The organism is Catenulispora sp. EB89, assembly GCF_041261445.1.
Taxonomy (GTDB): Bacteria; Actinomycetota; Actinomycetes; order Streptomycetales; family Catenulisporaceae; genus Catenulispora.
In genome coordinates, this window is the sequence record NZ_JBGCCU010000027.1 from 49,054 (window position 1) to 61,542 (window position 12,489).

Below are 12,489 nucleotides of genomic sequence, written 5' to 3' on the forward strand. Positions count from 1 at the left end.
GCTCCACCTCTCGTTCCAGTTCCGCACTGCCACCGAAAACCCCTCAAATCGGGAGACCTGAACCATCATGCGCAAGCGCATCACCGCGGCCGCCGGGCTGGCCGCTCTCGCCCTCGCCACGACGGCGTGCGCCGGCGGCGGCACTTCCACGCCGAAGTCCGACGCCGGCACCTCGGCCAAGGCCGGCGGCTCCGGCACCGAGCTCGCCGTCCCCACCGGTCCGGTGACCATCACCTTCGAGGAGGCGATGACCATCGGCACCCTGAAGCCGGCGATGGACAAGCTCGTCTCCGACTTCCAGGCGAAGTACCCGAACATCACCGTCAAGCTCCAGGGCGACCCGGACTACGGCACGATGTACACCAAGGAGAAGGCCGAGGTGCAGGCCGGGAACGCCCCGACCATCGGCCAGGCCTACGAGAGCTGGGCCTCCTACTTCCAGTCCGCCGGCAAGCTGGTCCCGATCAGCGAGCTGGCCGGCACCGACTCCCCGGCCGAGATGTCCACGTTCTACAAGGGCATCCAGACCGACATGAAGCTGCCGGACGGCAAGACCTGGATGTGGCCGTTCAACAAGAGCGTGCTGATCCTGTTCGCCAACGCCGACCTGCTGGCCAAGGACGGCCAGAGCGAGCCCAAGACCTGGGACGACTACGCCAGCGTGATGAAGGCGGTCTCCACCAACGGCGTCACCGGCTCCACCATCGATCCGGGCTCGGCCACCGGCGCCACCTTCGGCACCCAGTGGTTCGAGATCCTGGCCCGGGCCAACGGCGCCACCCTGTACGACACCGACGGCACCCCGCACCTGACCGACCCCGGCGTGGTCAAGGCCCTGCAGTACATGAAGGACCTGAAGGACGCCAACGATCTGGCCACCGGCAAGAACTACCCTGGCGAGACCGCCCTGGGCGCCCAGAAGGGCGTCTTCGACATCTCCTCGGCGGCCGGCTACGGCTTCGAGAACAAGACCGTCGGCGGCAAGTTCAAGCTGGACATCACCGCGCTGCCCTCCGGCCCTTCCGGCGCCGTGAACGAGCTGACCGGCACCAACATCGTGATGTTCTCCGGGGCCAGCGCCGACCAGAAGGCCGCGGCCTGGGCCTTCATGAAGTTCATCACCAGCCCGGCCGAGCAGGCGCAGTGGGCCGCCACCTCCGGCTACCTGCCGGTGACCAGCCAGGCGCTGAGCGACCCGGTCATGCAGGCCTTCGTGGCCAAGAACCCGTACGAGACCGCGGCCGTCTCCGAGCTGGACACCGCCTTCGCGCTGCCCGGCTTCTCCTGGATCTTCAAGTGCCAGGGCTTTGAGTCCACCGCGATCCAGGAGGCCCTGGAGAACGGCAAGCAGCCCGCCGACGCCCTGAACGCCGCGCAGTCCGGCTGCGCCGCCGCGAAGGCGCAGGGGTGAGCAAGCCCTCCGTATCCCGCGGCATGGCGGGAGGGAGCCGCGCCGGGCGTTGGGCCCGGCGCGCGCTCGCCGCCGCCATCGGCCTGGCGTTCGTCTTCCCGTTCTACTGGACGGTGGTGATCTCGCTCGGGCATCCCGGCGAGTTCAGCAACTTCCCGCCGCTGCTGGTGCCGCACTGGGACTGGTCGAACTGGTCGCGGGCCTGGCACGCGGCGCCCTGGGTGCGGCTGTTCGCGAACACCATCCTGATCGCCTCCTGCACCATGGCGCTGTGCCTGGTCACCTCGCTGCTGGCCGGGTTCGCCTTTGGCGTGCTGCGCTTCCCCGGTCGCAAGGTGCTGACGCTGGTCGTGCTCTCCGTGCTGATGATGCCCGGCACGGTGCTGATCATTCCGGACTACGTGCTGGCCAACGACCTGCACCTGCTGAACACCTACTGGATCCAGATCATCCCGTGGGGCGCCAGCGTGTTCGGGATCTTCCTGGTCCGCCAGTTCTTCCTGACCATGCCCTCGGAGATCCTGGACGCCGCGGCGCTGGACGGCGCCTCGCGGCTGCGCTTCCTGCGCTCGATCGGCGTGCCGATGGTGCGCCCGGCGCTGGTCATCATCGCCATCAACGTGTTCCTGGGCTCCTGGAACTCGTTCCTGTGGCCGGTGATCATGACCAGCTCCAACATGGAGTCCTCCAGCACGGTGCAGCCGGTCGAGGTGGGGCTGTCCACGTTCGCCAACGCCGAGGGCACCGACTTCCCCGGCCTGGCCGCGGCGGTCACCTTCACCACGCTGCCGGTCATGGTGTTCTTCCTGCTGCTGCAGCGGCAGTTCATCCGCGGCGCGCTGTCCGCGGCCGGAGGCGTCCGTGGCTGATTCGAGCACGATTTCCACAAGGCCGGACTCCAGGACGCCGGACCGCCGTCCGATCCTGGTCGTGGACTTCGACGGGACCGTCTACCGCGACGACGGTCCGGTCCGCTTCTACGCCGAGCACGCCGCCGGCAGCCTGCCGAACGAGTGGCGCGGTCGGTTCCTGGACCTGTTCGAGGCCTACCTCGAACAGGGCGTCGCCGCCGCGGACCGGGTCGCCGACGAGTCGGCGGCCGCGGTCCTGCGCAGCTCGGTCGACGCCTGGGGCGCGGCGGCCGGGCTCGCGGCGCTGTCCGGGGTCGGCCCGGCCGCGACCGAGCAGGCCTTCCTGGCCAGCCGGCAGTACATGCTGACCGCGTCCTGCCGGGTCACGGCGGTCCCGGCGCTCGTCGAGGCCTTCGAGAAGCTGCGCGGCGACGTGCGCATCGTCCTGGCCACCAACAGCCCCGCCGGCGGCCTGGCGCCGCTGCTGGACCGGCTGGGGGTCACCCCGCTGTTCGAGGAGGTCGTCTCCGGAGCGAACAAGCCCGAGGGACTGCGGCGCTGGATCGCCGCGGAGCTGGCCGACCGGCCGGCCGCCGAGCTCTTCTCGCTCGGCGACCACTACTTCAACGAGATCGAACCCGCGATGGCGGTCGGCGCGTGCGCCGGCTACATCGACCGGTTCGGCCGCGCCGACGGCCCCGCGACGGTGATCGCCCCGGTGGTCGAGGACATCCTGCCCGGCGTCTTCGCCTGGGTTCGTGCGCTTAATTCATAGGAAGAGAACACGTATATACATGGCAGCATCCGTCGAGTTCTGGGGCGGGGTCGGCGTCATCGGCTCCAGCAAGGTCCTGATCACCGAGGGCGACCACCGCGTCCTGCTCGATTTCGGGCTCGACATCCCCCGAGGCACCGACTTGTTCCGGCCCCCTGTCGTGCCCAGGGCGCACCGCTATCTGGCCGACCGGCTGCGGGTCGGCGCGGCACCGAGGCTGCCCGGCGTCTACGACCCGGCGATGGTCGAAATGGGGGACCCACTGGGGGAGGAGGGGCCGGCGACGGCGGTGTTCGTCAGCCACGCGCACATCGACCACTGCGGTCTGGTCGGAACCCTCAGGCCGGGAATTGAGGTTCACGCCTCCCCGGAGACCATCGCAGTGATGCGCGCGCTGAGCGCCGCCGGCGACGGCCTGCCCGGCGGCGACCCGGACTGGCGGCCGCTGGCCGACGAGCAGCCGCTGAGGTTCGGCCCGATGACCGTGGAGCGGATCACCGTGGACCACGACGTGCCCGGGGCCAGCGGCTACCTGGTCACCACCTCCGACGGCGTGCTGGCCTTCACCGGCGACATCCGGTTCCACGGCCGCGCCCCGGAACGTGCCTGGCGGCTGGCCGAGCGTGCTGCGGGCTGTGAGATGTTCGTCACGGAGGGTACGGCTCTGGGGCTGCCGGTGTTCCCGGGGCCGGTGCGCACCGAGGACGACGTCGTCCGGGACTTCGCCGCCGTGCTGGACGAGGCGCGCGGGGACCTGGTGCTGCTCGCGATGTACCCGCGCGACCTGGAGCGGGTCCGGGAGTTCGTCGAGGTGGCCGACGCCGCCGGGCGCCGCGTGCTCTGGGGCGACCCGGTCGCGGCCTTCCTGCGCGAGCTCGGGGTCGAGGGCGTGGTGGCCTACTCCGAGGTCGGCCTGGAGGCTCTGAAGGCCGATCCCGGGGCCTTCGTCTACCAGCCGGACCTGCGGGACCTGCGCGGCATCCCGGACCTGGCGGACCTGCCGGTCGGCGAGCGCACCGTGTGGCTGCACGCCAACGGCGAGCCGCTGGGGCCGTTCGAGTCGCGCTGGGCGCTGTTCATGGAGTGGCTGGAGGTCCTGGGCATCCCGCTGCGCCGGATCGGCTCCTTCGGCCACGCCACCGGCGACGACCTGCACACGCTGGTGCACCGGGTCGCGCCGCGGACCGTCGTCCCGATCCACACCGACGCGCCCGAGCGGCTGCATCCGGTGGCCGGCCCGACCCGGCTGATACCGGTGTTCGCCCAGCGGTACGACCTGGGCGGTCACCCGATTGAGCGAACCTGGGCCTGACCGGCAACCTGGACGGCCGGTCATGCGTCTGGGTTAGCGATTGAGGGAAAGGTTCGATCGGGCCGCGAGGAGCACGACGGCGGCCGAGACTGGTGCCGAGCTGGGGCGGAACTGGTCTCCCGCCGTCCAGCTCGCGCCTCAGGCCGCTTCGGCGTCCGGGCCGGCGACGACCACCTGGTCCGAGGCGCGCCGGACGTGGATGCACTCCCCGGGGCACTCTTGGGCCGAGTCGATCACCGCCAGCACCAGATCCACCGGGACCGGGACCCGGGCCTCCGGTCCGGTCAGCAACTCGGCGTCCGGGCCGTTCTTCACATAAGCGACACCGTCGATGTCGAGTTCGAACACGTCCGGTGCGTACTGGGCACAGATGCCGTCACCTGTGCACAGATCGTGATTGATCCATACCTCTAGAGCATCCGTGTCAGTGGTAACGGTCATAGTTTCCAGACGCTACCAAGCCGCCGCGGCGAACCATCCGGGGCCCCCGGTCGTTGATCGATTGTCCTCGACAAAGCATCACCTGTGGGCAAGGATCGGGATCACAACTCCGGGCCGGCTCCACATAACCAGCCGAGTGAGGGGGAATCGTGATGACGACAGGCCTTGTTGTTCCTACGAAGAGCACCCGAGTTCCGGATACGCGGGGTGTGCCGTGTCCGGACCCGGTGGCGGCAACTGCACAACATTCAGCGGTTTCAAGAACGCTTCCGCTAGGCAGGACAGCAGCAAGGAAGTTCTTGAGCATCGCAGCTTCCGGCGGGAGGTGAGGACCGTGCCAGCACACGACGACGACATCCGCGAGGGCGCCGGCCGCTCGGCGCGCGGGTCGGATGACCTCTCTGCCCAGGTCACGTACCTGGAGCAGGAGATCGCCGTCCTGCGGCGCAGGCTCCGCGACGCCGCGGACGCCCCGAGGGGCGGCCGGGCCGTGGAGGAGCGGATCAACGAGTTGCAGGCCACTGTGGCCGGGCTCACGAGCCAGAACGAGCGCCTGGTGGCGACGCTGCGCGAAGCGCGCGACCAGATCGTGGCGTTGAAGGAGGAGATCGACCGCCTCGCACAGCCGCCCAGCGGCTTCGGGGTGTTCCTGGAGGACGCCGGCGAGGGCAACGCCGACATCTTCACCGGCGGCCGCAAGATGCGGGTGTCGGTGAGCCCGTCCATCGAGCCCGGCACGCTGCATCCCGGCCAGGAGGTGATGCTGAACGAGGCGCTCAATGTCGTCGCCGCGTTCGGCTTCGAGAGCGTCGGGGAGATCGTCAGCCTCAAGGAGATCCTGGAGGACGGCAGCCGCGCCCTGGTCACCGGCCGGACCGACGAGGAGCACGTGGTGCGCCTGGCCGAGCCGCTGCTGGAGCCCGGCGTCAAGCTGCGCCCCGGCGACGCCCTGCTGATGGAGCCGCGCAGCGGCTACGTGTACGAGGTCATCCCCAAGTCCGAGGTCGAAGACCTCGTGCTGGAGGAGGTCCCGGACATCTCCTACCTGGAGATCGGCGGCCTGGACGGCCAGATCGAGCTGATCCGGGACGCCGTCGAGCTCCCGTATCTGCACCCTGACCTGTTCAAGGAGCACAAGCTCCGGCCGCCCAAGGGCGTGCTGCTGTACGGGCCTCCCGGCTGTGGCAAGACCCTGATCGCCAAGGCGGTGGCCAACTCGCTGGCCAAGAAGGTCGCGGAAGTGACCGGCTCGGACAACGTGAAGAGCTACTTCCTCAACATCAAGGGCCCTGAGCTGCTCAACAAGTACGTCGGCGAGACCGAGCGGCACATCCGCCTGGTCTTCCAGCGGGCTCGTGAGAAGGCCAGCGAGGGTGCCCCGGTCATCGTGTTCTTCGACGAGATGGACTCGCTGTTCCGCACCCGCGGCAGCGGCATCAGCTCGGACGTGGAGAACACCATCGTCCCGCAGCTGCTCTCGGAGATCGACGGCGTCGAGGGCCTGGAGAACGTCATCGTCATCGGCGCCTCCAACCGCGAGGACATGATCGACCCGGCGATCCTGCGGCCGGGCCGGCTGGACGTCAAGATCAAGATCGAGCGTCCGGACGCCGAGGCGGCCAAGGACATCTTCGGCAAGTACGTCACCGCCGAGCTCCCGCTGCACGCCGACGACCTCGCCGAGCACCACGGGGACCGGCAGGAGACGGTCACGGCGATGATCCAGGCCACCGTCGAGCGGATGTACAGCGAGATCGACGAGAACCGGTTCCTGGAGGTCACCTACGCCAACGGGGACAAGGAGGTCATGTACTTCCGCGACTTCAACTCCGGTGCGATGATCCAGAACATCGTCGACCGCGCGAAGAAGTCCGCGATCAAGGACTTCCTGGACCACAAGCAGAAGGGTCTGCGCATCTCCCACCTGCTCGGCGCCTGCGTCGACGAGTTCAAGGAGAACGAGGACCTGCCGAACACCACCAACCCCGACGACTGGGCCCGCATCTCCGGCAAGAAGGGCGAGCGGATCGTGTTCATCCGCACGCTGGTCACCGGCAAGCGGGGCGGTGACACCGGCCGCTCGATCGACACCATCGCGAGCACCGGCCAGTACCTGTAAACCCGTCAAGGCCTGTGCGCCGCCCGCGGGCTGTCGAATGCGACAGCGCGCGGGCGGCGCGTGCTTTGTCCGGGCCTGTAACCCGGCGTCCGCCCACGATTCATTGATCACCCCCCGGGTACACACACCGAGTGGCAACCCATCACCCCAGCAAAAACCGTGCACAAGGCACTGCCACACGTCACCCCCGCGGAATAAGGTGGCCGGTATGAGCGTGTGGCGAATCATGGGCACCGAGACCGAGTACGGCATCTCCGTACCAGGGAACCCCGGCGCCAACGCGATGCTGATCTCTTCTCAAATCGTCAACTCCTACGCGGCGGCCATGCACCGGGCCCGCCGCGCGCGCTGGGACTTCGAGGAAGAGAACCCCCTGCGTGACGCCCGGGGGTTCGACCTGGCCCGGGACATCGCCGACGCCAGCCAGCTCACCGACGAGGACGCGGGCCTGGCCAACGTGATCCTCACCAACGGCGCGCGCCTGTACGTCGACCACGCGCACCCCGAGTACTCCTCACCCGAGGTCACCAACCCGCGCGACGCGGTGATCTGGGACAAGGCCGGGGAGTGGATCATGGCCGAGGCCTCGCGCCGGGCCGCCGAGATCCCCGGCACCGCCCCGATCAACCTGTACAAGAACAACACCGACAACAAGGGCGCCTCCTACGGCTCGCATGAGAACTACCTCATGCAGCGCTCCACCCCGTTCGCCGACATCGTCCGCAACCTGACCCCGTTCTTCGTCTCCCGGCAGGTGGTCACCGGCGCCGGCCGGGTGGGCATCGGCCAGGACGGCCGCGCGCACGGCTTCCAGATCTCGCAGCGCGCCGACTTCTTCGAGGTCGAGGTGGGCCTGGAGACCACGCTCAAGCGCCCCATCATCAACACCCGCGACGAGCCGCACGCCGACCCCGAGCGCTACCGCCGGCTGCACGTCATCATCGGCGACGCCAACCTGGCCGAGATCTCCATCTACCTGAAGATGGGCACCACGGCGCTGGTCCTGGCGATGATCGAGGAGCGCTTCATGTCCACCGACCTGTCGGTGGACTCCCCGGTCCGCACCCTGCACCAGGTCAGCCACGACCCGACGCTGCGGCAGCTGGTGACGCTGCGCAGCGGCCGCAAGCTCACCGCGGTGCAGCTGCAGATGGAGTACTGCGAGCAGGCGCGCAAGTTCGTGGAGGACCGCTACGGCGTCGACGTGGACGACGTCACCAAGGACGTGCTGGAGCGCTGGGAGTCGGTGCTCACGCGGCTGGAGTCGGACCCGATGTCGCTGTCCCGGGAGCTGGACTGGGTCGCCAAGTACGAGATCCTGCAGGGCTACCGCAAGCGCGACGGCCTGGAGTGGGACTCCTCGCGGCTGGAGCTGGTCGACCTGCAGTACTCCGACGTCCGGCCGGAGAAGGGCCTGTACCAGCGCCTGGCGGCCCGCGGGCGGTTCGAGCGCATCACCACCGACGCGCGGATCCGGCAGGCGGTGGACCACCCGCCGGAGGACACCCGGGCCTACTTCCGGGGCCGGTGCCTGGACAAGTACGCGGACTCGGTGGCGGCCGCGTCGTGGGACTCGGTGATCTTCGACGTCCCCGGTCGCGAATCGTTGCAAAGGGTGCCGACACTGGAACCGACGCGCGGAACCAAGCAGCACGTCCAAGCGTTGATCGATCGAAGCCGTACCGCGGAGGATCTGGTACGGGCACTGACCGAAGGCTGAGACAGAACGTATCGCGATCTGGGACCAGCGCCTGTCGGCGCTGGTCCCGCAAGTTTCACCGGTTGTAATTAAAGAGCTCCTGGGATCGCGAGTGGAATACCCCCGTTCGGGGGAAGTTGAAGCTAGAGTGAGGAAGATCGGCAACCTTGCCGAGGAGTGGGAGAGGGCTGAGATGGCAGCGGACGAACGCGGCGGCCAGCAGCACGCCAGCCGGGACAAGCAAGAGGTCGAGGAAACCGCCACCGAGGCGAGCAGCGACCTGCAGGAGCGCCAGGAGAAGCTCTCCGAGGACGTGGACTCGATGCTGGACGAGATCGACGAGGTGCTGGAGGCCAACTCCGAGGACTTCGTCCGGGGCTTCGTCCAGAAGGGTGGCCAGTGAGGTTCGCGATCTACTAGGGTCGCACCACATCAAGGTCCGATTGCGTACGAACCTTAATAGAAGGGGATTGCTGAAGTGGAATCCAACGCGGACTGGGGCTCTCGGGGCGGTCTGCCGCAGGCGTTCCTCACGCCGGGCATCTCCTCTTTCAGCGAGTTCTTGAAGGGCTTCGCCCCCGAATTCCTGCCCGGCGGGCGCTCCCTGCCGGCCGGCGCCGCCGGCCCGATGTCCGCTCAGGACATCGCGCCGCACGGCACCACCATCGTGGCCATCACGTTCCCCGGCGGCGTGCTGCTGGCCGGCGACCGCCGGGCCACCATGGGCAACTTCATCGCCCAGCGCGACATCGAGAAGGTGTTCCCGGCCGACGAGTTCTCCGCGGTCGGCATCGCCGGCAGCGCCGGGCTGGCCGTGGAAGTGGTCCGGCTGTTCCAGCTGGAGCTGGAGCACTACGAGAAGATCGAGGGCGTCACGCTCTCCACCGACGGCAAGGCCAACCGCCTGGCCACCATGATCCGCGGCAACCTCGCCATGGCGATGCAGGGCCTGGCCGTGGTCCCGCTGTTCACCGGGTACGACGAGGAGACCGGCGAGGGCCGGATCTTCAGCTACGACGTCACCGGCGGCATGTACGAGGAGCACGACTTCTACTCGGTCGGCTCCGGCTCGATGTTCGCCCGCGGCGCGCTCAAGAAGCTGTTCCGCCCGGACTTCAGCGCCGAGGACGCCGCGGTCGCGGCCGTGCAGGCGCTCTACGACGCCGCCGACGACGACTCGGCCACCGGCGGCCCCGACCTGTTCCGCAAGATCTACCCGGTCGTCGCGGTGGTCACCGAGGACGGTTACCGGCGGCTGCCGGACGAGGAACTCTCCGCGCTCATCGAGGGCATCATGGACGCCCGCCGCGCGGTTCCCGACGGTCCCCGCTCCCCGCTGCGATAGTTTCGGTTCGCAGCACACCGAATCAATTGTCTTGCAGACCTCGGTCCGAAGTCAGGAGTGACCCGTCGTGACGACGCCGTTCTACGTCTCGCCCGAACAGATCATGAAGGACCGGGCCGAGTATGCCCGTAAGGGCATCTCGCGTGGCCGGTCCGTGGCAGTCATCTTCTATGACAAGGGCATCCTTTTCGTCGGGGAGAACCCGTCGCGGGCCCTGCACAAGATCTCCGAGATCTACGACCGCATCGCCTTCGCCGCGGCCGGCCGCTACAACGAGTACGAGCAGCTGCGCATCGCCGGCGTCCGGCACGCGGACATGCGCGGCTACGTCTACGACCGCCGCGACGTCACCGGCCGGGCCCTGGCGAACACCTACGCGCAGGCCCTGGGCACGATGTTCAGCGAGGGCGCGGGCAAGCCGTACGAGGTGGAGCTGGCCGTCGCCGAGGTCGGCGAGAAGGTCGCCGACGACCAGGGCTACCGGGTCACCTTCGACGGCCAGGTCACCGACATCCGCGGCTTCCAGGTGCTCGGCGGCGCCGCGGACGCGGTGAACCAGGTGCTGGAATCCTCCTACGAGGAGAACGCCGCGCTGGAGACGGTCCTGAACGCCGCGGTCGACGCCCTGGGCCGGGACGGCACCGAGCCGCGCACCCTGGCCCCGAACCAGCTCGAGGTCGCGGTCCTGGACCGGAACCGCAGCCAGGTGCGCAAGTTCCGGCGGATCACCGGGCCCGCGCTGTCCCGGCTGCTCGGCGTCGAGGGCGACGGCGCCGACGGCGGCAAGAAGGGCGCCGAGGGCGCCGGCGACAGCGGCGAGACCGGCACCACGAACCCGCCGGCCGCCAAGTCCGTGCCCGCCGACGACGGCGACGTGCTCGGCGCGGTCGACGACATCCTCGGCGAAGAGGACTCCTCGGAGTCCTGACAAAGCGGCAGTCGAACGACGGCGCAAAGGGCTGACGCAGATTAAAGTCCAACGCGGCAAAAGGTGGTCATCATGGACCGGCGGATCTTCGGGCTAGAAAACGAATACGGGGTCACCTGCACGTTCCGCGGACAGCGCCGTCTGTCCCCGGACGAGGTCGCCCGCTACCTGTTCCGCCGCGTCGTGTCCTGGGGGCGCTCCAGCAACGTCTTCCTGCGCAACGGCGCGCGGCTGTACCTGGACGTCGGCTCGCACCCGGAGTACGCCACGCCCGAGTGCGACTCCGTGCGCGAGCTGATCGTCCACGACAAGGCCGGCGAGCGGATCCTGGAGGGGCTGCTGGCCGACGCCGAGCGGCGCCTGCACGAGGAGGGCATCGCCGGGGACGTCTACCTGTTCAAGAACAACACCGACTCGGCCGGCAACTCCTACGGCTGCCACGAGAACTACCTCGTGGGCCGGCACGGCGAGTTCTCCCGCCTGGCCGACGTCCTGATCCCGTTCCTGGTCACCCGGCAGCTGATCTGCGGCGCCGGCAAGGTCCTGGCCACCCCCCGCGGCGCGGTCTACTGCGTCTCGCAGCGCGCCGAGCACATCTGGGAGGGCGTCTCCAGCGCCACCACCCGCTCCCGCCCGATCATCAACACCCGGGACGAGCCGCACGCCGACGCCGAGAAATACCGCCGCCTGCACGTGATCGTCGGCGACTCGAATATGTCCGAGACCACGATGCTCCTCAAGGTCGGGGCGACCGACCTGGTCCTGCGGATGATCGAGGCCGGCACCACCCTGCGCGACATGACCCTGGAGAACCCGATCCGGGCCATCCGCGAGGTCAGCCACGACATGACGGGCCAGAAGAAGGTCCGCCTGGCCAACGGCCGCGAGATGAGCGCCCTGGAGATACAGGAGGAGTACTTCACCAAGGCCCGCGACTTCGCCGAGAAGCGAGGCCTGCGCACCGGCGCCGTCGACCGCATCCTGGACCTCTGGGAGCGCACCCTCACCGCGGTGAACACCGGCGACCTGGACCTGATCTCCAAGGAGATCGACTGGGTCATCAAGTACAAGCTCATCGAGCGCTACCGCGCCAAGAACAACCTGGCGATGTCCGCCCCCCGCGTGGCCCAGCTCGACCTGGCCTACCACGACATCTCCCGCAACCGAGGCCTGTACTACCTGCTGGAGAAGCGCGGCATGGTCGAGCGCACCGCCACCGACCTGGAGATCTTCCAGGCCAAGTCGGTGCCCCCGCAGACCACCCGCGCGCGCCTGCGCGGCGAGTTCATCAAGCGGGCCCAGGAGCAGCGCCGGGACTTCACGGTCGACTGGGTGCACCTGAAGCTCAACGACCAGGCCCAGCGGACCGTCCTGTGCAAGGACCCGTTCCGGTCGGTGGACGAGCGGGTGGAGAAGCTCATTTCGTCGATGTGAGTCCCCGTGACCGGGGACCAGGTGCACTGACGGCACGGCTGGGGCTGGCGGGCTTGGTTGCGCGCGCCGGTGCCGGCCGTGCCGGTTGTCTTTGAGGTGCGACGCCGCCGGCGACCCCCTGTCCAGCCCCACTGTCCTGGTTTTGCGTATTCGTGGCCTGCTCCCGGCTCCGGT

11 protein-coding genes are annotated in these 12,489 nt (G+C 68.8%); 10 read left to right on the plus strand and 1 reads right to left on the minus strand.

Annotated elements, in window-relative coordinates; genetic code table 11:
- The first annotated feature begins 67 nt into the window (after nt 1–67).
- Genes ABH920_RS39815 through ABH920_RS39830 form a run of 4 tightly spaced genes read left to right on the plus strand, consistent with a single transcriptional unit; the run spans nt 68 to nt 4,349 of the window.
- Nucleotides 68–1,411: an extracellular solute-binding protein gene (locus tag ABH920_RS39815; protein WP_370354486.1), complete on the plus strand. Its 1,344-nt coding sequence runs from the start codon at nt 68–70 to the stop codon at nt 1,409–1,411.
- The gene (locus tag ABH920_RS39820; protein WP_370354487.1) at nt 1,408–2,280 is read left to right on the plus strand and encodes a carbohydrate ABC transporter permease; all 873 of its coding nucleotides are present in this window, start codon (nt 1,408–1,410) and stop codon (nt 2,278–2,280) included. The genes ABH920_RS39815 and ABH920_RS39820 overlap by 4 nt, the downstream gene beginning before the upstream one ends.
- Nucleotides 2,273–3,037 (plus strand): HAD family hydrolase, encoded by a 765-nt coding sequence (locus tag ABH920_RS39825; RefSeq protein WP_370354488.1) that lies wholly within the window; start codon nt 2,273–2,275, stop codon nt 3,035–3,037. The genes ABH920_RS39820 and ABH920_RS39825 overlap by 8 nt, the downstream gene beginning before the upstream one ends.
- A 19-nt stretch (nt 3,038–3,056) precedes the next feature.
- On the plus strand, nt 3,057–4,349 hold the full coding sequence (locus ABH920_RS39830) for an MBL fold metallo-hydrolase (protein ID WP_370354489.1): 1,293 nt from the start codon (nt 3,057–3,059) through the stop codon (nt 4,347–4,349).
- Nucleotides 4,350–4,487: 138 nt separating this feature from the next.
- Here the strand turns inward: ABH920_RS39830 and ABH920_RS39835 are convergent, their stop codons facing one another.
- Nucleotides 4,488–4,790 carry a ferredoxin gene (locus ABH920_RS39835; RefSeq protein WP_370354490.1) on the minus strand — a complete coding sequence of 101 codons (303 nt, stop codon included), beginning with the start codon at nt 4,788–4,790 and terminating at the stop codon, nt 4,488–4,490.
- 334 nt (nt 4,791–5,124) lie between these two features.
- Here ABH920_RS39835 and arc point away from each other — a divergent pair, with 334 nt between their 5' ends.
- From arc to pafA, 6 genes are all read left to right on the plus strand, one after another.
- Nucleotides 5,125–6,909 (plus strand): proteasome ATPase, encoded by a 1,785-nt coding sequence (gene arc, locus ABH920_RS39840; RefSeq protein ID WP_370354491.1) that lies wholly within the window; start codon nt 5,125–5,127, stop codon nt 6,907–6,909.
- 208 nt (nt 6,910–7,117) lie between these two features.
- On the plus strand, nt 7,118–8,629 hold the full coding sequence (gene dop, locus ABH920_RS39845) for a depupylase/deamidase Dop (RefSeq protein ID WP_370354492.1): 1,512 nt from the start codon (nt 7,118–7,120) through the stop codon (nt 8,627–8,629).
- A 172-nt stretch (nt 8,630–8,801) separates the two neighbouring features.
- The gene (locus tag ABH920_RS39850) at nt 8,802–9,011 is read left to right on the plus strand and encodes a ubiquitin-like protein Pup (RefSeq protein ID WP_370354493.1); all 210 of its coding nucleotides are present in this window, start codon (nt 8,802–8,804) and stop codon (nt 9,009–9,011) included.
- Nucleotides 9,012–9,086: 75 nt separating this feature from the next.
- Entirely contained in the window at nt 9,087–9,953 is an 867-nt protein-coding gene (gene prcB / locus ABH920_RS39855) for a proteasome subunit beta (RefSeq protein WP_370354494.1), read from the plus strand.
- 67 nt (nt 9,954–10,020) lie between these two features.
- On the plus strand, nt 10,021–10,881 hold the full coding sequence (prcA, locus tag ABH920_RS39860; RefSeq protein WP_370354495.1) for a proteasome subunit alpha: 861 nt from the start codon (nt 10,021–10,023) through the stop codon (nt 10,879–10,881).
- 72 nt (nt 10,882–10,953) lie between these two features.
- A complete protein-coding gene (pafA, locus tag ABH920_RS39865) occupies nt 10,954–12,315 on the plus strand; it encodes a Pup--protein ligase (RefSeq protein ID WP_370354496.1) in 1,362 nt (453 codons plus the stop codon).
- The last annotated feature ends 174 nt before the right edge of the window (nt 12,316–12,489 follow it).

What these genes read in the sequence shown, in the direction of transcription:
- ABH920_RS39815 (WP_370354486.1), top strand. Translation starts at nt 68, where the DNA reads ATGCGCAAGCGCATCACCGCGGCCGCCGGGCTGGCCGCTCTCGCCCTC.
- ABH920_RS39830 (WP_370354489.1), top strand. Translation starts at nt 3,057, where the DNA reads ATGGCAGCATCCGTCGAGTTCTGGGGCGGGGTCGGCGTCATCGGCTCC.
- ABH920_RS39835 (WP_370354490.1), bottom strand. Translation starts at nt 4,790, where the DNA reads ATGACCGTTACCACTGACACGGATGCTCTAGAGGTATGGATCAATCAC.
- dop (WP_370354492.1), top strand. Translation starts at nt 7,118, where the DNA reads ATGAGCGTGTGGCGAATCATGGGCACCGAGACCGAGTACGGCATCTCC.
- ABH920_RS39850 (WP_370354493.1), top strand. Translation starts at nt 8,802, where the DNA reads ATGGCAGCGGACGAACGCGGCGGCCAGCAGCACGCCAGCCGGGACAAG.
- pafA (WP_370354496.1), top strand. Translation starts at nt 10,954, where the DNA reads ATGGACCGGCGGATCTTCGGGCTAGAAAACGAATACGGGGTCACCTGC.